The organism is Achromobacter sp. (assembly GCF_050285565.1).
Lineage (GTDB): Bacteria > Pseudomonadota > Gammaproteobacteria > Burkholderiales > Burkholderiaceae_B > Achromobacter.
Genome location: NZ_JBLZXG010000014.1, coordinates 25,828 through 47,122 on the forward strand (window position 1 = coordinate 25,828; position 21,295 = coordinate 47,122).

Below are 21,295 nucleotides of genomic sequence, written 5' to 3' on the forward strand. Positions count from 1 at the left end.
GCGATACCGACAAGCCCCACGCCCCGGGGGGGCAAGAACGAACTCGGGCATCCGGCGCCTTACCTGCATTCATCGAATCACGCGACACCCGTTTTTGAACCTCTGGAGAGAGAATCATGAACTTCCGTACCTCCCGGCAAGGCGGCGGGCTGAAAAGCCTGCTCGTGGCCGGCGCGATTGGCTTGACCGCATTGTCGTCCCCCGCCCTCTGTGCCACGCCGGTCAAGGGAGGCACGATTTCGGTGGCCACCATCGGCGAGCCGCCCACCCTCGATCCGATGAGCAGCACCGCCGACCTGGTCGGCATCCTGACCCAGCATTTCTTCGAAACGCTGTACACCTTCGACGCCAAGTGGAACCTGACGCCGCTGCTGGCCGACAAGATGCCCGAAGTGACGCCGGACGGCCTGGTCTACACCATCGCCCTGCGCCAGGGCATCACCTTCCATGACGGCTCCAAGATGGATTCGTCGGACGTGCTGGCTTCGCTCAAGCGCTGGACCGAGACCGCCACGCGCGGCAAGATGGCCGCCAAGGTCATCGCCAGCATCGAGGCGCCCGACGCCAACACCATCCGCATCAGCCTCAAGCAGCCCTACGCGCCGCTGACCGCGCTGCTGGCCATGAACAACGCCGCCGCCGTGATCATGCCCAAGGGCAAGATCGCCCCGGTGCTGACCGAGATCGTCGGCACCGGCCCCTACCAGCTCAAGGCGCGCGTGCCGGATCAGTACATCCAACTGACCCGCTTCGACGGCTACAAACAGCGCGAAGGCGAGCCCGACGGCTATGGCGGCGCCCGCAAGCAATACGCGGACGAAATCCGCTTCGTGCCGGTGGCCAACGCCAACACCCGTTCCGAGGCCGCCGCCGCGGGCCAGTTCGACTACGTCGACTCGCTGCCGGTGGAGGCGCTGGACAAGCTCAAGGGCGGCCGCTCCGATCCGGTGATGCTCAAACCCTTCGGCTGGCCGCGGCTGGTGCTCAACACCAAGCAGGGCATCATGTCCAACCTGGCGGTGCGCCAGGCGGTGCAACTGGCGCTGAACGAAGAAGACATGCTGTACGCCGCCTTCGGCAACAAGGACTTCTACAAGCTCAACGGCGACCTCTATCCGGAAGGTTACCCGTGGGCCACGTCGCTGGGCGGCAAGGTCTACAACAAGGGCGATGCCGCCGCGGCCAAGAAGCTGCTGGACAGCGCCAACGTGGCCGACAAGAAGATCCGCATCCTGACCAGCCAGCAATACGAGTTCCACTACAAGATGGCGCTGGTGGCTGCGGAATACCTCAAGGCCGCCGGCTTCACGGTGGACATGCAGGTGGTCGACTGGGCCACGCTGACGCAGCGCCGCCAGGACCCTGCCGTGTGGGACATCTTCATCACCCACAGCGTGTTCCTGCCGGAACCCGCGTTGATCGACTTCCCCTCCAAGGACGCGCCGGGCTGGTGGGACACGCCTCGCCGCGCGCAGGTGATGGATGCCTTCAACCAGGCCCGCACCCAGGAAGAACGCGTCAAGCGCTGGGCCGACGTGCAGCAGGCCGTGTACGACGAAGTGCCGTTCGTCAAGGTCGGCGACTTCAACGCCCAGGCGGCCCGCTCTCCGGCGCTGCAAGGCGTCAAGCCGGCGCCGTGGCCGTTCTTCTGGAACGCCTGGAAAACGCCGAAGTAAGCCAGGCCGCGGGGCGGTCCGCTCAGGGCCCGCCCCGCCCGAACCACCGCGCCGGCACCGGCGCGACGATTCTTAGGATGCCACTGTGTTGCGTTATCTCTTGAACCGGCTGGTCGGGCTGGTGGCCGTGATGTTCATCGTCGCGACCATCGTGTTCGTCATCATCCGCGTCACGCCCGGCAATCCGGCCGCCGTGATGCTCGGCCCCCAGGCCAGCCAGGCCGACATCGCCGCGCTGGAACACCAGTTGGGGCTGGATCGTCCCCTGCCCGTGCAATACGTTTCGTGGCTGGGCAAGCTGGTGCAGGGTGACCTGGGCCAGTCCATCTTCATGAACAAGCCGGTGCTGGCGGCTTTGGCCGACCGCGCCGAGCCGACCCTGCTGCTGACGCTCATGTCCCTGTTCATCGCCACGCTGATCGCGCTGCCGGTGGGCATCCTGTCGGCGGTCAAGCGCGGCACCACGCTGGACCAGTCGGTGCTGTCGTTCTCGATGTTCACCTCCAGCGTGCCGAGCTTCTGGCTGGGCCTGCTGCTGATGCAGGTGTTCTCGGTCAAGCTGGGCTGGCTGCCGGTGTCGGGCTATGGCGGCCCGGACGCCTCGTTCGCCACGCGCGTGTCGCACCTGATACTGCCGGCGGTGGTGCTGGGGCTGGTGAACTCGGCGCTGATCACCCGCTTCATCCGCGCCAGCATGCTGGACGTGCTGCGCGACGACTACGTGCGCACCGCCCGCGCCAAGGGCCTGCCGGAAAGCCGCGTGATCCTCAAGCATGCCGTGCGCAACGCGTTGATCCCGATCCTGACGGTGCTGGGCCTGACCACCGCCCTGTTGATCAGCGGCGCGGTAGTCACCGAGACCGTGTTCGGCCTGCCGGGCGTGGGCAGCCTGGTGGTGTCGGCCGTGCTGCGCCGCGACTATCCCGTCATCCAGGGGGCGCTGCTCATCATCGCGGCCATCTACGTGCTCATCAACCTGTTCATCGATCTGCTCTACCTGCTGGTCGACCCGCGCGTACGCTATTGATGATGAACCCACCCCCCGACGCGCCTTCGGCGCCTCCCCCTCAAGAGGGCGCCACGGGCGGCCCGGCAAAGCCGGCTCCGCGGTGGCCCCGCTTGGAAGTGTTGCGAACGAAACGACCGAAATGACTAATCCGACTACAGTTAACGCCGGCTCAGACCGCTGGCAGGTGCTGCGCCTGCTGGTGGCGCGCAAGACCGTGCTGGTCAGCCTGATCGTACTGATCGTGCTGGTGGCCGCGGCGCTGCTGGCGCCGTGGGTCAGCCCATACGACCCCTTCAAGCTGTCCATCATGAACCGGCTCAAGGCGCCCGGCGCCGTGCACTGGTTCGGCACCGACGATTTCGGCCGCGACGTGTTCAGCCGCGTCATCTACGGTGGCCGGCTGTCGCTGATGGTGGGCTTTTCGGTGGTGATCGTGTCCAGCGTGCTGGGCATCGCGCTGGGGCTGACCGCCGGCTTCTTCCGCTCGGCCGACAAGTTCGTGTCGCGCCTGATCGACGCCATGATGGCCTTTCCCGACATCCTGCTGGCGATCTCGCTGGTGGCCGCGCTGGGGCCGTCGCTGGTCAACGTGGTGATCGCGCTGGGCATCGTCTACACGCCGCGCCTGGCCCGCATCGTGCGCGCCTCGACGCTGGTGATCCGCGAACTGCCGTTCGTGGAGGCCGCCCGCGCGCTGGGGGTATCGACCTGGCGCATCGTCACCGTGCACGTGCTGCGCAACCTGCTGTCGCCGATCCTGGTGCAAGGCACCTTCATCTTCGCCTACGCGATCCTGGCCGAAGCCGGCCTGTCGTTCCTGGGCGTGGGCGTCTCGCCCGATATCCCCACCTGGGGCACCATGATCAACGCCGGCCAGCAGTACATGGGCTCGGCCGACTGGATCATGATCTTCCCCGGCATCGCCATTGTCCTGTCGGTGCTGTCGCTGCAACTGGTCGGCGACGGCCTGCGCGACGTCCTCGATCCGCGCCTGCGCAAGGAGCTGTAATCATGACCGCAAGCACCCGCGACGTCGTGCTGTCGGTGGAAGGCCTGAAAACCTGGTTCCACAGCCGCGACGGCATCGCCAAATCGGTGGACGGCGTCACCTTCGACCTGGCCCGCGGCGAAACGCTGGCCATCGTCGGCGAATCCGGCTCCGGCAAATCCGTCACCAGCCTGTCCATCATGGGCCTGCTGCCCAAGCCGGCCGGCCGCATCGAGGCAGGCAGGATCCGCTTTCGCGACCGCCGCGGGCAGGAACACGACCTGGCCCACGCCTCGGCCGCCACGCTGCGGCGCATCCGCGGCGCCGAGATCGCCATGATCTTCCAGGAGCCGATGACCAGCCTGAACCCGCTGTACACGGTGGGCGACCAGATCGCCGAGGCCGTGCTGCAGCATGAAGGCGGCTCGCGCGCGGCGGCCATGAAGCGCGCCCGCGACATGCTCGACCGCGTCGAGATCCCGGCGGCCGACCGGCGCGTCAACGAATATCCGCACCAGATGTCCGGCGGCATGCGCCAGCGCGTCATGATCGCCCTGGCGCTGGCCTGCAACCCGGCCGTGCTGATCGCCGACGAGCCCACCACCGCGCTGGACGTGACGGTGCAGGCGCAGATCCTGGATCTGCTGCGCCGGCTGCAGGCCGAGATGAACATGAGCATCCTGTTCATCACCCACAACCTGGGCGTGGTGGCCGAGATCGCGCACCGCGTGGCGGTGATGTATGCCGGCCGCGTGGTCGAGGACGCCGGCGTCTATGACCTGTTCGAAAAGCCCACCCATCCGTACACCCGCGGCCTGCTGTCCTGCCTGCCGACCGCCGCGCTGCTGGCCTCGGGCGAACGCCTGCGCGCCATCCCGGGCAACGTGCCGAGCGTGCTGTCGCTGCCGGCCGGCTGCACCTTCGCCCCGCGCTGCGCGCTGGCCGACGACAACTGCCGCCGCGACGTGCCCGAACTGGTGGCGGTGCAGGACCAGCACCACGCCCGCTGCATCAAGGTGACCCCGCTATGACCGCAAGCCCCCAACCCGCGCGCGCCGCCGAGCCGCTGGTGCGCATCGAGAACCTGAAGGTCCACTTCCCCACCTCCCAGGCGCGCAACGCGCCGGTGGTGCGGGCGGTGGACGGCGTCAGCTTCGACGTGCCGCGCAACACCATCGTCGGCCTGGTGGGCGAGTCCGGCTCGGGCAAGACCACCACCGGCCGCGCCCTGCTGCGCCTGTTCGCGCCCACCGCCGGCCGCCTGGTGTTCGACGGCCACGACCTCACCCGCCTGTCCGAAAAAGAGATGCTGCCGTGGCGCCGCCGCATGCAGATCGTGTTCCAGGATCCCTACGCCAGCCTCAACCCGCGCATGACCGTGGCCGAGATCCTGGGCGAGGCGCTCGACACCCATAAGCTGGCCCAGCACCGCCGCGAAGCCCGCATCGGCGAACTGCTCGAACGCGTCGGCCTGAACGCCGACCACCGCCGCCGCTATCCGCACGAGTTCTCCGGCGGCCAGCGCCAGCGCATCGGCATCGCCCGCGCCCTGGCGGTGGAACCGGACTTCATCGTGGCCGACGAGCCGGTGTCGGCGCTGGACGTGTCGGTGCAGGCGCAGGTGCTGAACCTGCTGCAGGACCTGCAGCGCGACCTGGGCCTGACCATGCTGTTCGTGGCGCACGACCTGGCGGTGGTTGACTATCTTTGCGACGAAGTGGTGGTGATGTACCTGGGCCGCGTGATGGAACGCGGCCCGACCCGCGAGGTCTACGCGCGGCCGCGCCATCCCTACACTCGCGCCCTGCTGTCGGCCGCGCCGGTGCCGGATCCGCGCGCGCCGCGTTCGCGTATCCTGCTCAAGGGCGACATTCCCAGCCCGGTCAATCCGCCGTCGGGCTGCGTCTTCCGCACCCGCTGCCCGCACGCCATCGACGCCTGCGCCACGATCGAGGCGCGCGACGTGAACGTCGGACCTGGCCATTTCGCGGCCTGTTCGCGCCTGGACGATCCCGAACTGGCCGCGTAAGGGCTCCGCCCGCCTTGACCCAGGAACACCACATGAACATCATCCGCGACATCGTCTTCCAGATCCGCAGCCGCCGCGACGACCTGAGCGTCACCGAACGCAAGGTCGCCGACGCCATCCTGGACAACATCATCTGGAGCGCCAGCGCCACCGTGGACCAGTTGGCGGCCAAGGCCGGCGTCAGCATCGCCACCATCTCGCGCTTTGCCCGCACCGTGGGCTGCGACGACACCCGCGACCTGAAGATGAAGCTGGCCCAGGCCAGCACCGTGGGCAGCCGCTTCCTGGACCCGAGCGCCCCGGCCGAGGAAAGCACCTTCTACGCGCGCATCTACGCCGACATCGAAAGCACGCTGCGCGCCCACCTGCCGGCCTTCACCGAGCCGCTGTTCGAGGCCGCCGCCGGCATCGTCGACGGCGCCCGCATGATCTACGTGTTCGGCATGGGCGGCGCCTCGGCGGTGCTGGCGCAGGAAGTGCAATCGCGCCTGGTGCGCCTGGGCTACCCCATCGCGGTGTACAGCGACGCCGTGCTGCTGCGCATGGTGGCCGCGACCCTGGACGAGCGCGACGCCGTGGTGGTCCTGTCGGCCTCGGGCCTGACGCCGGAGATCGTCGGCGCGGCGCGCATCGTCAAGCAGTACCGCGCCCGCATCGTCGCCATCACCGACGCCACCTCGGAACTGGCCAAGCTGGCCGACGTGGTGCTGCCGATCCGCACCGACGAAACCGACTTCATCTACAAGCCCTCGGCCTCGCGCTACGCCATGATGCTGGCGATCGACCTGCTATCGACCGAACTGGCCATGCTGAATCAAGAAGAAAACCGCGAGCGCCTGCGCCGCATCAAGCTGGCGCTGGACGAACACCGCGGCGGCCCGAACCGGCTGCCGCTGGGCGACTGAACCTGGATACCAAGATGTACGACACCCTCATCGGCAACGTCCGCGTGCTCGACGGCTCGGGCGGCGCCGAATACACCGCCGACGTGGCGCTGGCCGGCGGCCGCATCGCCGCCCTCGGCGACCTGGCCGGCGCGCCCGCGCGCCAGCGCATCGACGGCGCCGGCCTGGCGCTGGCGCCCGGCTTCATCGACGTCCACACCCACGACGACACCAACGTCATCCGCACGCCCGGCATGCTGCCCAAGCTGTCGCAGGGCGTGACCACCGTGGTGGTGGGCAACTGCGGCATCAGCGCCTCGCCGGTCGCGCTGCGCGGCGAGCCGCCCGACCCGATGAACCTGCTGGGCCGGCGCGAAGACTTCGCCTATCCCACCTTCGCCGACTACACCCGCGCCATCGAGGCGGCGCAACCCGCCGTCAACGTCGCCGCGCTGGTCGGCCACACGGCGCTGCGCAACAACCACATGGACCGCCTCGACCGCAGCGCCACGCGCGACGAGGTGATGGCCATGCGCGACCAGTTGCGCGAAGCCCTGGCGCACGGCGCCATCGGCCTGAGCACTGGCCTGGCCTACGGCTCGGCGATCGAGGCCGACACCGCCGAGGTCAAGCTGCTGGCCGAAGTCCTGGACGAATTCGGCGCGCTCTACACCACCCACCTGCGCTCGGAATTCGCCGCCATCCTGGAAGCCATGCAGGAAGCCTTCGACATCGCCCTTCATGCCCGCGTCCCGGTGGTGGTGTCGCACCTGAAATGCGCCGGCGCCGGCAACTGGGGCCGCACCAAGGAAGTGCTGTTCAAGCTGGAAAACGCCGGCCGCATGCAGCACGTGGGCTGCGACTGCTACCCGTACTCGGCCAGCTCGTCCACGCTCGACCTCAAGCAGGTCACCGACGAATTCGACATTGACATCACCTGGTCGGTGCCGCACCCCGAACAGGCCCGCCGCAAGCTCGCCGCCATCGCCGCCGACTGGGGCGTGACCCTGCTCGAAGCCGCCAGGCGCCTGCAGCCGGCCGGCGCGGTCTATCACAACATGCACGAAGACGACGTGCGCCGCGTGCTGTCGAACCGGCTCACCATGGTTGGCTCCGACGGCCTGCCCAACGACCCCATGCCGCACCCGCGCCTGTGGGGCGCGTTCCCGCGCGTGCTGGGCCACTACAGCCGCGACATCGGCCTGTTCCCGCTGGCCGAAGCCGTCCACAAGATGACCGGCCTGTCCGCCGCCCGCTTCGGCCTGGCCGAACGCGGCCTGGTGCGCGCAGGCTTTCACGCCGACCTGGTGCTGTTCGACCCCGCCACCATCATCGACCGCGCCACCTTCGCCGCCCCCGTCCAGACCGCCGCCGGCATCGAGGCCGTCTGGGTCAACGGCGTCCTGTCCTACCGCCACGGCCAGCCCACCGGCGACCGCGCCGGCCGCTGGCTGCCCCGCAACGGCGACCTGCGCGCCAGCTTCGCCGCCTCCACCCCTGCCCCCAAGGAGCCCTGACATGAGCAGCACCCCCCCCACCCCCGACAACAACGGCATCACCCGCTACGGCGTCGCCGGCGGCACCGGCCAAGGCGGCTCGCACATGCCCTTCGCCCGCGCCGTCGCCGCCGACGGCTGGCTCTACGTCTCGGGCCAGGTCCCCATGGAAAACGGCGAAGTCATCGAAGCCGGCACCGTGGCCCAGTCCCACAAAGCCATCCAGCAAGTCCTCGCCATCCTCAAGGAAGCCGGCTACGGCCCCGAACACGTCGTGCGCTGCGGCGTCTGGCTCGACGACGCGCGCGACTTCCCCTCGTTCAACAAGGTCTTCAAGGAATACTTCGGCGAAAATCCCCCCGCCCGCGCCTGCGTGCAGTCGCCGCTGATGGTGGATGCGAAGGTGGAAATCGACTGTGTGGCGTACAAGCGCCCCCACGCCGCGCCCACTGCGTGAGCTAGCTGCCCCCCGAGGGGGCTGCCCGGCCTTCGGACGGCCGGGCGGCCGGGCGCCCCTCCTGGCCCAAGCCATCCGCTGCGCGCTTTAAGTACACCGCCCACACCTCGCCACAAGCGCGCAGCGATCAACATCACGACGCAAGACACCACGTATGCAAAATACGGCCGCCCGCGCGGCCGTATTTTGCGGGCAACGCAAACCTCTCCCATGCCCCCGAGGTCCAGCAGCGCGTCATTTCTCGAAACCGGTAGCCCGGCGCGGGGCGCGCAGGCGGGGAGCGCGCCGTCGATGCGCCCGACGGAATCCGAAGGAGTCGCCGAAGGCGAGGACGAGGATGAGGAAGGGGAAGTCCGGAGCGAACGCTCCGGACCGCAATCGTTGGCGCGCTCCCCGCCTGCGCGCCCCGTGACGGGCGGCCTACGAAGCAAGCACCGCACCAACCAAGAAAGAAATGCTCAAGAACCCAACGGCAAGTCAGCGCTGACTCCGCTGGACTCCCTACATCTTGACGACATCCACGCCCTTGGGCGCCACAAACCGAAACTCCCCATCCCCAAGCTTGGGATTGGGCACGATCCCCGAAAGATCCACCCGCGTCGTCTGCCCGAACGAATCCAGCAGCTCCACCCGCACCGGCAGATTGTCCTTCATCCCGATATCCACCCGAGAGAACCCCGCATCCGCCGTCCGCGGCTTCGCCCGCAACCAGTCGATGCCATCCTTGGACGGCAGCGCCGACACATCGAACGACTGCTCCAGCGACCCCGACCCGAACAGGATCGCCGCCGGCGACGTGCCGATGGCCGCGTCCACCTTGCGCTCGGTCACCTGCGCCAGGTCCGGATCGAACTGAAACACCTGCCGCCCATCGGAAATCACCAGCTGTTCATAGGGTTTCTGCACCGCCCACTTGAACTTGCCCGGCCGCTGGAACGAAAACACCCCCGTCTGCGCCGGCTGCGTGCGCCCCTGCGTGCTGACGGTGTACTGCGAAAACGTCCCCGTCGCCGCGGTTACCGTATTCACGAACGCGCGCAACTGCTCCTGCGCCGTGGCGGCCAGGGCCGAAGCCGGCGCCAGCGCAGGCGCCATGCAAAATGCCAGGGCGGCGGCCAGGCCGCGAAACGTCTTCATCATGCTTCCTCTCGGGCGGCGGCGGGCACCAGGATCTCCCGGTTGCCATTGGACTGCATCGCCGACACGATACCCGATTGCTCCATCTGTTCCAGTAACCGCGCCGCACGGTTGTAACCAATCCGCAGATGACGCTGCACCAGCGAGATCGAGGCGCGGCGATGCTTGAGCACCACCTCGCAAGCCTGGTCGTACATCGGATCGGACTCGGCGTCGCCGCCGATGCCGGTGACGCTGCTGGCGCCTTCGCCGCCGTCGCCGTCCAGGCCGCCTTCGAGCAAGCCTTCGATATAGTTAGGCTCGCCCTGCGCCTTCAGGCTTTCGACCACGCGATGCACTTCATCGTCGCTGACAAACGCGCCGTGCACGCGCACCGGCAGGCCCGTGCCCGGCGGCATGTAGAGCATGTCGCCCTGGCCCAGCAGGGTCTCCGCGCCCATCTGGTCGAGAATGGTGCGCGAGTCGATCTTGGACGACACCTGAAACGCGATGCGGGTCGGGATGTTGGCCTTGATCAGGCCCGTGATGACATCGACGCTGGGACGCTGCGTCGCCAGGATCAGGTGGATGCCGGCCGCGCGCGCCTTCTGCGCCAGGCGGGCGATCAGCTCTTCGATCTTCTTGCCCACCACCATCATCAGGTCGGCCAGCTCGTCGATGACCACCACGATGGTGGGCAGCGGCGACAGCGGCTCGGGCTGGTCCGGCGTCAGCGAGAACGGATTCGGAATCGGCTCCTCGCGCTTGATGGCGTCGCGGATCTTGGTGTTGTAGCCGGCCAGGTTGCGCACGCCCATCTTGCTCATCAGGCGGTAGCGCTTTTCCATCTCGCCCACGCACCAGTTCAGCGCGTTGGCGGCATGGCGCATGTCCGTGACCACCGGCGCCAGCAGGTGCGGGATGCCTTCGTAGACGCTCATTTCGAGCATCTTCGGGTCGATCAGGATCAGGCGGGTGTGCGAGGCGTCGGCCTTGTACAGCAGCGACAGGATCATGGCGTTGATCCCGACCGACTTGCCCGAACCGGTGGTGCCCGCCACCAACAGGTGCGGCATCTTGGCCAGGTCGGCCACCACCGGGTTGCCGGCGATGTCCTTGCCCAGCGCCATGGTCGCCACCGAATGGCTGGCGTGGTAGGTCTGTGACCCCAGGATCTCGGACAGCTTCACCACCTGGCGCCGCGGGTTGGGCAGTTCCAGGCCCATCAGGTTCTTGCCCGGAATGGTTTCCACCACCCGGATGCTGACCAGGCTGAGCGCCCGCGCCAGGTCCTTGGCCAGGTTGACGATCTGGCTGCCCTTGACGCCGGTGGCCGGCTCGATTTCGTAACGCGTGATGACCGGGCCGGCCTGCGCCGCCACCACGGTGACGGACACGCCGAAGTCGGCCAGCTTCTTTTCGATCAGGCGCGAGGTGAATTCGATGGTCTCGGCCGACACGGTTTCCTGGTTGGCCAGCGGCGGATCCAGCAGGCTGATGGCCGGCAGATCGCCCTCGCCGCCCGGCGGCGGCGCGAAAAACAGCGACTGCTGCTTTTCCTTTTCGACGCGTTCGGACTTGGGCACCACGGTGATCGCCGGCTCGATGCGCACCGGCTGTTCGTGCACCAGCTTTTCCTGCTTGGCCACCACCTGTTCGGTGCGCACGGCCTTGGCCACTTCGCCGACCTTGCGGTCTTCGCGCGCGGCGTAGGAGTTACGCACACGGCGCACCAGGCCTTCGATCCAGGCGCCGACGCGTTCGGCCACGGCCAGCCACGAGAACGAGAAGAACAGGCTCAGGCCGATCGCCAGCATCACCAGGAAGGCCAGCGTGCTGCCGGTGAAACCGATGCTGCGGCCCATCAGGTCGGCCAGGGTGTGGCCGATGACGCCGCCGGCGCCGCTGGCGCTTTCCGAGGCGCCCGGCAGGTGGGTGCCGCGGCTGGCCAGGCGCAGGGCTTCCATGCCCAGCGAGCCGACCAGCAGCAGGAAGAAGCCGATGCCTTCTTCCCAATGGACGCGCGGCAACACCTCCGGTTGCTTACCATTCGTAACACGAAGGTGGCTGGCGAGGCGGCGGTAACCCGCCCGCACCCGGTGCAGCAGCAGAACCACCCACCACCAGGCCGAGAAGCCGAACAGGTACAGCAGGATGTCCGCGAGATAGGCCCCCAGGGTCCCGCCCTTGTTGTGGATGGTGCCGGCGGGGACGGAATGCGACCAGCCCGGGTCGGCGGCGCTCCAGGTGGCCAGCACCAGGGTGAGCCAGGCCGCCAGGGCGGCGAAGAGGATCCAGCGGGCTTCGCGCAGCAACGCGGAGATACGCGTCTGCAGCGGTGAAGGCCCATTGCGGGTGTTGCGCGAGGCGCGCGGAGAAGCAGTCGAGATACGCGGCATGCGGCTCATTATAATTGGGCGTTAACCTAAAGATACCCGCCCATGTCCACGCCTACGCACGCTAAAGTTTTGATACTCGGATCCGGCCCCGCCGGTTACACGGCGGCCGTCTATGCGGCACGCGCCAATCTGAGCCCCGTCCTTGTTACAGGTCTGGCCCAAGGCGGCCAGCTGATGACCACCACGGACGTCGACAACTGGCCGGCCGACGCCGATGGCGTGCAGGGCCCGGATCTGATGCAGCGCTTCCAGAAGCACGCCGAGCGCTTCAACACCGAAATGCTGTTCGACCACATCGCCAAGGTCGACCTGTCCAAGCGCCCGTTCACCCTGACCGGCGACACCGGCAAGGTCTACACCTGCGACGCCCTGATCATCGCCACCGGCGCCTCGGCCAAGTACCTGGGCCTGCCGTCCGAAGAGGCCTTCATGGGCCGCGGCGTGTCCGGCTGCGCCACCTGCGACGGCTTCTTCTACCGCAACCAGGACGTGGTCGTGGTCGGCGGCGGCAACACCGCCGTCGAGGAAGCCCTGTACCTGTCCAACATCTGCCGCAAGGTCACCCTGATCCACCGCCGCGACAAGTTCCGCGCCGAGCCGATCCTGATCGACAAGCTGATGAGCAAGGTCGAGAACGGCAACATGGAACTGAAGCTGTTCCACACGCTGGAAGAAGTGCTGGGCGACGACAGCGGCGTCACCGGCGTGCGCGTGCGCCACGTCGACACCGGCGCCACCGAAGACCTGAAGGTCACCGGCGCCTTCATCGCCATCGGCCACCAGCCCAACACCGAGATCTTCCAGGGCCAGCTCGAAATGAAGGATGGCTACATCGTCACCAAGAGCGGCCTGTCCGGCATGGCCACCATGACCTCGGTGCCCGGCGTGTTCGCCGCAGGCGACGTGCAGGACCACGTCTACCGCCAGGCCATCACCAGCGCCGGCACGGGCTGCATGGCCGCCCTGGACGCACAACGGTGGCTGGAGAATGCGGGGCAGTAAGGTCGGCGCGGCCGACCTGAAACGCCTCAAGAAAGACCTGCAGGCCGAGCAGGAACGCGCCGCCCTCGCCCAGCGGGTGGCGGCGCTGAAGAAGACCGCCCCGGCCCCGGGCGCCGACACCGATCCGGCCGACGACATGGCCGCGTTCCGCCGCAGCATGCAATCGGTCAAGCCGATCAAGCAGGTCGCGCGCGCCGAGCACAAGCCGGCGCCACAGCCGGCCCCGGCGCTGCGCCGCGCCAACGCGCTGGGCGAGACGTCCCCCCGCGCGGATGTCGGCGTCTCGGACGGCGGCGAAATCACGCACCTGCTGTCCGAAGGCGGCACCGCGTTCGTGCGCGGCGATGCCGCGCCCGACACCGCGCGCAACCTGCGCCGCGGCCAGTGGCGCGCCGGCGCCGAACTCGACCTGCACGGCCTGCGCGTGGAACAGGCGCGCCACGCCATGCTGTCGTTCCTGGACGAATGCCAGGAGCACGGCATCCGCTGCGTGCGCATCGTGCACGGCAAGGGCTATGGCTCGCAAGGGCTGGAGCCGGTGCTCAAGGACAAGGCGCGCACCTGGCTGGTGCAGAAGAACGAAGTGCTGGCGTTTTCCGAGGCGCCCGAGCGCGAAGGCGGCGCCGGCGCCCTGCTGGTGCTGCTGCGGCAATCGGAAGGATCGCGCAAATGAAGTGGCTCTATCTGGGCATCGCCATCGTCGCCGAGATCTTCGCCACCAGCGCGCTGAAAAGCGCCGACGGCTTCACGCGGCTGCTGCCGTCCGTCGTGACGGTGTTCGGCTACATGATCTCGTTCTACTTCCTGTCGCTGACACTGCGCGAGGTGCCGGTCGGCATCGCCTACGCCATCTGGTCGGGCGTGGGCATTGTGCTGATCTCTCTCATCGGCGCGCTGGTCTTCAAGCAGCACCTGGACACCCCCGCGCTGATCGGCATCGGCCTGATCATCGCCGGCGTGGTGGTGATGAACGTCTTCTCGAAGTCCGTGTCGCACTAGATCCGGCGATCGCCCGGCCCGGGGCTGCCGCCCGGGCGGCGGCAAACTCCAATTCCATCAGGCGGCGCCGTTTTCCGCCGGCGGCTTCGACGCCCCCGGCTGGCGCAGATAGTCCACCAGCGCCAGCGTAGCCCGGTCCGGCGGCGGCGTCAGCAACGACACCACGATGATCGTCAGGAACGCCACCGGTGCGCCGAACACGCCGGCCGCGATCGGCTGGATGCCCCACCACAGATCCACCGGCTCGGTCCGCGAGATTCCCAGCACCCATTCCCGCAGCCACGGATGGGTGTGCGTCATGTAGGCGAAGGTCGCCAGCAACCCCGCCGCCATGCCCAGCGTAGCGCCCCATTTGTTGGCGCGGCGCCAGAACACGCCCATCACCAGCGCCGGAAAGAACGACGAGGCCGCGAACGAGAACGCCGCCGACACCATGAACAGGATGTCGGCCGGCTTGCGCGCCGCCACCCAGGCCGCGCCGAACGCCACCACCAGCAGCAGGATCTTGGACACCATCACCCGCCGCGCCGCCGACATGCGCGGCGACACCATGCGGTACCACATGTCGTGCGAGAGCGAATTCGACAAGGTCAGCAGCAGGCCGTCGGCGGTGGACAGCGCCGCCGCCAGGCCGCCCGCCGCCACCAGTCCGGAAATCACGTAGGGCAGCCCGCCGATCTCGGGCATCGCCAGCACGACCACGTCGGCGCCGATGCTGATCTCGCTGAGCTGCACCACGCCGTCGCGGTTGATGTCGGTGACATCCAGCAGGTTGCTGTCCACCGCGCTCCAGGCGTGCACCCAGTTCGGCAGACTCAGGAAGTTCGATCCCACCACCTGCGTATAGACCTCGTACTTCACCAGCAGCGCCAGCGCCGGCGCCATGAAATACAGCAACAGGATGAACAGCAGCGACCAGCAAACCGAACGGCGCGCCTCGACCACCGACGAGGTGGTGTATGAGCGCATCAGGATATGCGGCATGCCCGCCGTGCCCAGCATCAGGCACAGCACCAGCGCCAGGAAGTTGATGCGCATATTGCGACGCTCTTGCGGATCGTTCGACGGGAACGGTTCGGCGTGCGGCGTCAAGGGCGCGGCGCGGGCTTCGAAGGTGGCCTTGGCCTGCGACCAGGCGATGCGGGCTTCCTCCACCGTCGGCGGAAACGCCGCCAGCTCGCGTTCGACCGAGCGGATCTCGACCATGGGCGCGTCGCTGGCGTTCAGCTGCGCCAGGCGGCTGCGCAGTTTGTCCTTTTCCAGCGCCCAGGACTGTGGCAGGTCGCGCACCCGCTGCGCCATCTCGTCGGCCCGTTCCTGCCACAGGCGGCGCACCTCGATCTCGGCGGGATCGTTCTTCAGATAGACCTCTTTTTCCGTCACCTCCTGCAGCACCACGCCGGCCGACAACTGCGGCACCGGCATGTCGGTGTGCTTGACCGACAGCCATACCACCGGCACCAGGTAGGCGATGACCAGGATGATGTACTGCCCCACCTGGGTCCAGGTGACGGCGCGCATGCCGCCCAGGAACGAACACACCAGCATGCCGCCCAACGCCACGAAGATGCCCAGCTCGAACGAAATCCCGGTCATGCGCGTGGTGATGATGCCCACGCCATAGATCTGCGCCACCAGGTAGGTGAAGGAACACAGGATGGCGCAGGCCACGCCCGCCAGCCGCGGCAGGTTGCCGCCATAGCGCGCGCCCATGAAATCGGGAATGGTGTATTGGCCGAAGCGGCGCAGGTACGGCGCCAGCAGCATCGCGACCAGTACATAGCCGCCGGTCCAGCCCATGATGTAGGCCAGTCCGCCGTAGCCCGTCAGGTACAGCGTGCCGGCGACTCCGATGAACGAGGCCACCGACATCCAATCGGCCGCGGTCGCCATGCCGTTGTAGATGGCCGGCACCCGCCGCCCGGCGACGTAGTATTCAACCTGATCCGACGTGCGGCAGACGATGCCGATGCCCGCGTACAGGCTCACGGTCACCAGCAGGAAGACGTAGCCGATCCAGTTGCGCGGCAAGCCCAGGATCTCGGCCAGCGCCATCAGCAGAATCATCAGCGCGAAGCCCGCCGTGTACAGCACATAGATGCGGCGCAGCCGGATCCGGAATTCCTGCGGGGTATCTCCGCCGAACGGCATCAGCGGCTCTCCTTGGCCTCTTCCCCGCGTTGGTCGGCGCGGTTCATGACCCGGGCGTAGATACAGATGATGATGAGGTACGCCAACGGCGCGCCATAAGCCGCCATCCAGAACGAAAACGGCCAGCCGATGAAATCGAACGACAGGCCGCGGGCGAAATAGGATGGGACAAATGTCAACGCCGCCCACACGACCGCCAGCAGGGCGATCAGCCGCACATTGCGGCGCCAATAGCGGGACGGAGCGGGCTCGGGGGAAACGCGGGATTCCGGCATAGCTGGCGTAAGCGAAACCTGAGGAATATCGCGAAACGCGGCGCTAGAAAACCCTGGCTGGAAAAAACGGGCTTTTTATGCGACAACGGCCGGCACTACCTGGTGCCAGCCGTTGTGCGTTTTGCTTTTCTTGAGTACTGCTACTTTTTTATGTACCGGTGCCGCCGGTAATTGCCCATGCAGGGCTTTGTCTCCTCACCTGCATGGGAAGAGATTCTGCACCAGATGCGGGAATGCCACACTAGGGGAATGCCCTAATTCGGCGCATTCATTTACATATTCCACGCACCACAATAGTGCATTTTGACGTCCTTGTTCTAAATATTGGGATTTTTGCCGCCCTAAACCCCATTTCCACAGGCCGTCGCCAGCCCGCTTTTGAGCCAACCTCAACACCCCGGCCGGCCGCCGCCCGGATCCGGGCACCCGCGCCGCGCCATGGCGGCGCATCCGGTATCCGGATGATGGCAGCGCATCTTTACGTTCCGTTTACACCCCCCCGCCAAAGCTATACCCCGTTTTTACCCCTCGCTCCGTAACCTGCCGGTGTCCTGATTGGTCACTACGCCCGCGCGGTTCGCATCCCCTTTGCCGCGCCGGCTCGTCGTTCGAAGGGAGCGCCGCTCCCGGGAGGAAAAACGTGGATGCCATCTATATCGCGATCTTCGCCGTCATGGCCGGGCTGACCTACGCCCTGCTCCGATTCTGCGAAGTCTTGTCCTCGGGAGAGCAACCATGAGCTGGCTCTACTGGTTGAGCGGCCTCACGGCCGCGCTGCTGTTCGTGTACCTGCTGGTCGCCCTGTTCAAACCGGAGAAGTTCTGATGACTGCCGAATTCATCGGACTGCTGGTCGTGTACCTGGTGGTCCTGCTCGCGATCGCGCCCTTTCTTGGGCGCTACATCCGCATCGCCATGGAAAACGGGCAATCCCGGCTGACCGCCTGGGGCCGCCCGCTCGAACGTGGCATCTACCGGCTGGCGGGCATCGACCCGCAAGCCGAAATGGGCTGGAAGCGCTATGCGCTGGCCGTGCTCGCCTTCAACATCCTGGGCATCGTGGCGGTCTACGCGCTGCAACGCCTGCAGGGCCTGCTGCCGCTGAACCCGGCCGGCATGGGCGCGGTCTCGCCCGACTCGTCGCTCAACACCGCCATCAGCTTCGTGGCCAATACCAACTGGCAGGGCTACGGTGGCGAATCGACCATGAGCTACCTGACGCAGATGCTGGCGCTGACGGTGCAGAACTTCGTCTCGGCCGCCACCGGCATCGCGGTGCTGTTCGCGCTGATCCGCGGGCTGGCGCGCCACTGCTCGGCCACGCTGGGCAACTTCTGGGCCGACATGGTGCGCTGCACGCTCTATGTACTGCTGCCGTTGTCGCTGGCGCTGGCGCTGGCACTGGTCAGCCAGGGTGTGATCCAGAACCTCGACCCCTACCAGGAGGTGCAGACGGTCGAGGCGCTGCACTATGACCAGCCGCGCGTCGACGCACAGGGACAGCCGGTGCTGGACGCCAAGGGCCAGCCGGTCACCGACCCGGCCGTCACGCAGACCCAGACGCTGGCCATGGGCCCGGTCGCTTCGCAGGAAGCAATCAAGATGCTGGGCACCAATGGCGGCGGCTTCTTCAACGCCAACTCGGCCCATCCGTACGAGAACCCGACCGCGCTGTCGAACTTCCTGGAAATGCTGGCGATCCTGGTGATCCCGGCTTCGCTGTGCTTCAGCTTCGGCGAGATGGTGGGCAGCCGGCGGCAAGGCATCGCGATCCTGGCGGCCATGACGCTGCTGTTCGCCGTGTTCGCGTTGAGCGCCGCCTATTTCGAACAGCAGCCCAACCCCATGACGGCCCAGGCCGGCGTCGACAGCACCCAGAGCGCGCTCGCGCCCGGCGGCAATATGGAAGGCAAGGAGACCCGCTTCGGCATCGCCGCCACTTCGCTGTTCGCCACCGTCACCACGGCGGCCTCGTGCGGCGCGGTCAACGGCATGCACGACTCGCTGAACGCGATGGGCGGGCTGACGCCGATGCTGCTGATGCAGTTGGGCGAAGTGGTCTACGGCGGTGTCGGCTCCGGGCTCTACGGCATGCTGGCGTTCGCCATCCTCGGCGTCTTCATCGCCGGGCTGATGATCGGCCGCACGCCCGAATACCTGGGCAAGAAGATCGAGGCCTACGACATGAAGATGGTCTCGATCGTGATCCTGGCGACGCCGCTGCTGGTCTTGGGCGGCACCGCCCTGGCCGTGTCGGTGGCGGCCGGCCAGGCCGGCGTGCTGAACCCGGGCATCCACGGTTTCTCCGAGATCCTTTACGGACTGTCCTCGGCCGCCAACAACAACGGCAGCGCCTTTGCCGGCCTATCGGCCAACACGCCCTTCTACAACGTGCTGCTGGGAATTGCCATGTGGTTCGGGCGCTTCGCCGTCATCGTCGCCGTGCTGGCGATGGCCGGCTCGCTGGCGGCCAAGCGCCGCCTGCCCGCCGGGCCCGGCAGCATGCCCACTACCGGCCCCCTCTTCGTGGTGCTGCTGATCGGCGCGGTGCTGCTGGTGGGCGCCCTGACTTATGTGCCCGCGCTGGCCCTGGGCCCGGTCGCGGAACACCTGCAACCCTGAATGCAACAGGCTAGGAAAGAAAATGGCCAAGATTGATATGCCAACCCAAGGCGCCGGCGGCGGCGCCGCCCGCGCGCCCTCGGCCGCGCCGCTCGAACGCACGTTCGGCATGTGGTCGGGCGCGCTGGTCGGCCCCGCGCTGGTGGACAGCCTGCGCAAGCTCTCGCCCGCCGCGCAGCTCAAGAACCCCGTGATGTTCGTGGTCTACGTGGGCAGCATCCTGACCACCATCCTGTGGGTCATGGCGCTGCGCGGCCAGGCCGAGGCGCCCGCGGGCTTCATCCTCGCGATCTCCGTGTGGCTCTGGTTCACCGTGTTGTTCGCCAACTTCGCCGAAGCGCTGGCCGAGGGGCGCGGCAAGCAGCAAGCCGCCACGCTGCGCGGCCTGCGCACCACCATCGACGCGCGCCTGCTCAAGGGTTTCCGCGACGAGGACGCCGCCCAGGCCGAGCCTGCGCAATGGCGCGCGCGGGCCGTCAAGCAGGCATCGGGCCTGCTGCGCCGCGATGACGTGGTGCTGGTGGAAGCGGGCGAAACCATCCCGGGCGACGGCCAGGTCATCGCCGGCGTCGCGTCGGTGGACGAAAGCGCCATCACCGGCGAATCGGCCCCCGTCATCCGCGAGTCCGGCGGCGACTTCTCCTCCGTCACCGGCGGCACGCGGGTCCTGTCCGATTGGATCTTCGTGCGCATCGCCGCCGATCCGGGCGAGAGCTTCCTGGACCGCATGATCGCCATGGTCGAGGGCGCCAAGCGCCAGAAGACGCCCAACGAGCTGGCCCTGACCATCCTGCTGGTGGGCCTGACGGTGGTGTTCCTGCTGGTGGTCGCGACGCTGATGCCGTTCTCGATCTATTCGGTCACCGCCGCCGGCGGCGGCAGCGCCGTCACCGTCACGGTGCTGGTGGCGCTGCTGGTGTGCCTGATCCCCACCACCATCGGCGGCCTGCTGTCGGCCATCGGCGTGGCGGGCATGAGCCGAATGATGGGCGCCAACGTCATCGCCACCTCGGGCCGCGCGGTGGAAGCCGCCGGCGACGTCGACGTGCTGCTGCTGGACAAGACCGGCACCATCACGTTCGGCAACCGCCAGGCTTCCACCTTCCTGCCCGCGCCCGGGGTATCGCCGCGCGAACTGGCGGACGCCGCGCGCCTGGCCTCGCTGGCCGATGAAACGCCCGAGGGCCGCAGCATCGTGGCGCTGGCCGACAAGACCATCCACGCGCCCGCCGTGCGCGCCGCCGACGCCGAGTACGTGCCGTTCACCGCGCAGACCCGCATGAGCGGCGTCAACCTGAAGGACCGCGCGATCCGCAAGGGCGCGGTCGACGCCGTGCGCGCCTGGCTGGCGCAACAGGATGCCGTGGTGCCCGAGCAGGTGCTGCGCCTGGCCGAGGACGTGGCGCGCCGCGGCAGCACGCCGCTGATGGTCAGCGACGGCAACCGCGCGCTGGGCGTGGTCGAGCTCAAGGACATCGTCAAGCCCGATATCCAGTCGCGCTTTGCCGAACTGCGCCGCATGGGCATCAAGACGGTGATGATCACCGGCGACAACAAGCTCACCGCCGCCTCCATCGCCGCCGAAGCCGGGGTCGACGACTTCCTGGCCGAAGCCACGCCGGAAGCCAAGCTCAAGCTGATCCGCGCCTACCAGGGCGAAGGCCGCCTGGTGGCGATGACCGGCGACGGCACCAACGACGCGCCGGCGCTGGCCCAGGCCGACGTCGCGGTGGCGATGAACTCGGGCACCCAGGCCGCCAAGGAAGCCGGCAACATGGTGGACCTGGACTCCAACCCGACCAAGCTCATCGAGATTGTCGAGATCGGCAAGCAGATGCTGATGACGCGCGGCGCGCTCACCACCTTCAGCATCGCCAACGATGTGGCCAAGTACTTCGCCATCATCCCGGCCGCCTTCGCCACGGTGTACCCGCAGTTGAACCTGCTGAACATCATGGGCCTAGCCACGCCGGCCTCGGCCATCCTGTCGGCCGTGATCTTCAACGCGCTCATCATCATCGTGCTGATCCCGCTGGCGCTCAAGGGCGTGCGCTACCGCCCGCTCGGCGCCTCGGTCCTGCTGCGCCGCAATCTGCTGATCTACGGCCTGGGCGGCCTGCTGGTGCCGTTCGCCGGCATCAAGCTGGTCGACATGGTGCTGGCCGCCCTGGGCTGGGTCTGACCCGCGCCCGC

18 protein-coding genes are annotated in these 21,295 nt (G+C 67.6%); 14 read left to right on the forward strand and 4 right to left on the reverse strand.

Annotated features, from left to right (window positions below):
- The first annotated feature begins 116 nt into the window (after positions 1-116).
- The 8 genes from ACN6O8_RS24430 (at position 117) to ACN6O8_RS24465 (ending at position 8,539) form a co-directional block, all read left to right on the forward strand.
- Positions 117-1,676, forward strand: coding sequence for an ABC transporter substrate-binding protein (locus ACN6O8_RS24430; protein WP_427993564.1), 1,560 nt, complete (start codon positions 117-119; stop codon positions 1,674-1,676).
- A gap of 85 nt (positions 1,677-1,761) precedes the next feature.
- The gene (locus tag ACN6O8_RS24435) at positions 1,762-2,703 is read left to right on the forward strand and encodes an ABC transporter permease (RefSeq protein ID WP_076415374.1); all 942 of its coding nucleotides are present in this window, start codon (positions 1,762-1,764) and stop codon (positions 2,701-2,703) included.
- Positions 2,704-2,824: 121 nt separating this feature from the next.
- Positions 2,825-3,694, forward strand: a complete 870-nt coding sequence (locus tag ACN6O8_RS24440) for an ABC transporter permease (protein ID WP_427993565.1) — start codon at positions 2,825-2,827, stop codon at positions 3,692-3,694.
- Positions 3,695-3,696: 2 nt separating this feature from the next.
- A complete protein-coding gene (locus ACN6O8_RS24445) occupies positions 3,697-4,704 on the forward strand; it encodes an ABC transporter ATP-binding protein (RefSeq protein WP_427993566.1) in 1,008 nt (335 codons plus the stop codon).
- The gene (locus ACN6O8_RS24450; RefSeq protein ID WP_427993567.1) at positions 4,701-5,702 is read left to right on the forward strand and encodes an ABC transporter ATP-binding protein; all 1,002 of its coding nucleotides are present in this window, start codon (positions 4,701-4,703) and stop codon (positions 5,700-5,702) included. The genes ACN6O8_RS24445 and ACN6O8_RS24450 overlap by 4 nt, the downstream gene beginning before the upstream one ends.
- 32 nt (positions 5,703-5,734) lie before the next feature.
- A complete protein-coding gene (locus ACN6O8_RS24455; protein WP_427993568.1) occupies positions 5,735-6,607 on the forward strand; it encodes a MurR/RpiR family transcriptional regulator in 873 nt (290 codons plus the stop codon).
- Positions 6,608-6,621: 14 nt separating this feature from the next.
- The gene (locus tag ACN6O8_RS24460) at positions 6,622-8,103 is read left to right on the forward strand and encodes an N-acyl-D-amino-acid deacylase family protein (RefSeq protein ID WP_427993569.1); all 1,482 of its coding nucleotides are present in this window, start codon (positions 6,622-6,624) and stop codon (positions 8,101-8,103) included.
- Between the two features lies 1 nt (position 8,104).
- Entirely contained in the window at positions 8,105-8,539 is a 435-nt protein-coding gene (locus ACN6O8_RS24465; RefSeq protein ID WP_427993570.1) for a RidA family protein, read from the forward strand.
- Between the two features lie 501 nt (positions 8,540-9,040).
- Here ACN6O8_RS24465 and lolA read toward each other — a convergent pair.
- On the reverse strand, positions 9,041-9,676 hold the full coding sequence (gene lolA / locus ACN6O8_RS24470) for an outer membrane lipoprotein chaperone LolA (protein WP_427993671.1): 636 nt from the start codon (positions 9,674-9,676) through the stop codon (positions 9,041-9,043).
- Complete coding sequence (locus tag ACN6O8_RS24475) at positions 9,676-12,054, reverse strand: DNA translocase FtsK (RefSeq protein ID WP_427993571.1); 2,379 nt, start codon at positions 12,052-12,054, stop codon at positions 9,676-9,678. The genes lolA and ACN6O8_RS24475 overlap by 1 nt, the downstream gene beginning before the upstream one ends.
- Positions 12,055-12,096: 42 nt before the next feature.
- Here ACN6O8_RS24475 and trxB point away from each other — a divergent pair, with 42 nt between their 5' ends.
- Genes trxB through ACN6O8_RS24490 form a run of 3 tightly spaced genes read left to right on the forward strand, consistent with a single transcriptional unit; the run spans position 12,097 to position 14,055 of the window.
- Positions 12,097-13,056, forward strand: coding sequence for a thioredoxin-disulfide reductase (trxB, locus tag ACN6O8_RS24480; protein ID WP_427993572.1), 960 nt, complete (start codon positions 12,097-12,099; stop codon positions 13,054-13,056).
- Positions 13,043-13,729 carry a Smr/MutS family protein gene (locus ACN6O8_RS24485; protein ID WP_427993573.1) on the forward strand — a complete coding sequence of 229 codons (687 nt, stop codon included), beginning with the start codon at positions 13,043-13,045 and terminating at the stop codon, positions 13,727-13,729. Before trxB ends, ACN6O8_RS24485 begins: the two co-directional genes overlap by 14 nt.
- Entirely contained in the window at positions 13,726-14,055 is a 330-nt protein-coding gene (locus tag ACN6O8_RS24490) for a DMT family transporter (protein WP_427993574.1), read from the forward strand. Before ACN6O8_RS24485 ends, ACN6O8_RS24490 begins: the two co-directional genes overlap by 4 nt.
- 57 nt (positions 14,056-14,112) lie before the next feature.
- Here ACN6O8_RS24490 and ACN6O8_RS24495 read toward each other — a convergent pair whose 3' ends face one another.
- The gene (locus ACN6O8_RS24495; protein ID WP_427993575.1) at positions 14,113-16,206 is read right to left on the reverse strand and encodes a sodium:solute symporter family protein; all 2,094 of its coding nucleotides are present in this window, start codon (positions 16,204-16,206) and stop codon (positions 14,113-14,115) included.
- Positions 16,206-16,481 (reverse strand): DUF4212 domain-containing protein, encoded by a 276-nt coding sequence (locus ACN6O8_RS24500; RefSeq protein ID WP_427993576.1) that lies wholly within the window; start codon positions 16,479-16,481, stop codon positions 16,206-16,208. The genes ACN6O8_RS24495 and ACN6O8_RS24500 overlap by 1 nt, the downstream gene beginning before the upstream one ends.
- Positions 16,482-17,216: 735 nt before the next feature.
- Here ACN6O8_RS24500 and kdpF point away from each other — a divergent pair.
- Genes kdpF through kdpB form a run of 3 tightly spaced genes read left to right on the forward strand, consistent with a single transcriptional unit; the run spans position 17,217 to position 21,284 of the window.
- Positions 17,217-17,306, forward strand: coding sequence for a K(+)-transporting ATPase subunit F (kdpF, locus tag ACN6O8_RS24505; RefSeq protein ID WP_035183859.1), 90 nt, complete (start codon positions 17,217-17,219; stop codon positions 17,304-17,306).
- A complete protein-coding gene (gene kdpA, locus ACN6O8_RS24510; RefSeq protein WP_427993577.1) occupies positions 17,306-19,102 on the forward strand; it encodes a potassium-transporting ATPase subunit KdpA in 1,797 nt (598 codons plus the stop codon). The genes kdpF and kdpA overlap by 1 nt, the downstream gene beginning before the upstream one ends.
- A 22-nt stretch (positions 19,103-19,124) precedes the next feature.
- Positions 19,125-21,284 carry a potassium-transporting ATPase subunit KdpB gene (gene kdpB / locus ACN6O8_RS24515; protein ID WP_427993578.1) on the forward strand — a complete coding sequence of 720 codons (2,160 nt, stop codon included), beginning with the start codon at positions 19,125-19,127 and terminating at the stop codon, positions 21,282-21,284.
- Positions 21,285-21,295: the final 11 nt, after the last annotated feature.

Coding starts and splice junctions, on each gene's coding strand:
- ACN6O8_RS24430 (WP_427993564.1), top strand. CDS start 117: ATGAACTTCCGTACCTCCCGGCAAGGCGGCGGGCTGAAAAGCCTGCTC.
- ACN6O8_RS24440 (WP_427993565.1), top strand. CDS start 2,825: ATGACTAATCCGACTACAGTTAACGCCGGCTCAGACCGCTGGCAGGTG.
- ACN6O8_RS24445 (WP_427993566.1), top strand. CDS start 3,697: ATGACCGCAAGCACCCGCGACGTCGTGCTGTCGGTGGAAGGCCTGAAA.
- ACN6O8_RS24450 (WP_427993567.1), top strand. CDS start 4,701: ATGACCGCAAGCCCCCAACCCGCGCGCGCCGCCGAGCCGCTGGTGCGC.
- ACN6O8_RS24455 (WP_427993568.1), top strand. CDS start 5,735: ATGAACATCATCCGCGACATCGTCTTCCAGATCCGCAGCCGCCGCGAC.
- ACN6O8_RS24460 (WP_427993569.1), top strand. CDS start 6,622: ATGTACGACACCCTCATCGGCAACGTCCGCGTGCTCGACGGCTCGGGC.
- ACN6O8_RS24465 (WP_427993570.1), top strand. CDS start 8,105: ATGAGCAGCACCCCCCCCACCCCCGACAACAACGGCATCACCCGCTAC.
- lolA (WP_427993671.1), bottom strand. CDS start 9,676: ATGAAGACGTTTCGCGGCCTGGCCGCCGCCCTGGCATTTTGCATGGCG.
- ACN6O8_RS24475 (WP_427993571.1), bottom strand. CDS start 12,054: ATGCCGCGTATCTCGACTGCTTCTCCGCGCGCCTCGCGCAACACCCGC.
- trxB (WP_427993572.1), top strand. CDS start 12,097: ATGTCCACGCCTACGCACGCTAAAGTTTTGATACTCGGATCCGGCCCC.
- ACN6O8_RS24485 (WP_427993573.1), top strand. CDS start 13,043: ATGCGGGGCAGTAAGGTCGGCGCGGCCGACCTGAAACGCCTCAAGAAA.
- ACN6O8_RS24490 (WP_427993574.1), top strand. CDS start 13,726: ATGAAGTGGCTCTATCTGGGCATCGCCATCGTCGCCGAGATCTTCGCC.
- ACN6O8_RS24495 (WP_427993575.1), bottom strand. CDS start 16,206: ATGCCGTTCGGCGGAGATACCCCGCAGGAATTCCGGATCCGGCTGCGC.
- ACN6O8_RS24500 (WP_427993576.1), bottom strand. CDS start 16,481: ATGCCGGAATCCCGCGTTTCCCCCGAGCCCGCTCCGTCCCGCTATTGG.
- kdpF (WP_035183859.1), top strand. CDS start 17,217: ATGAGCTGGCTCTACTGGTTGAGCGGCCTCACGGCCGCGCTGCTGTTC.
- kdpA (WP_427993577.1), top strand. CDS start 17,306: ATGACTGCCGAATTCATCGGACTGCTGGTCGTGTACCTGGTGGTCCTG.
- kdpB (WP_427993578.1), top strand. CDS start 19,125: ATGGCCAAGATTGATATGCCAACCCAAGGCGCCGGCGGCGGCGCCGCC.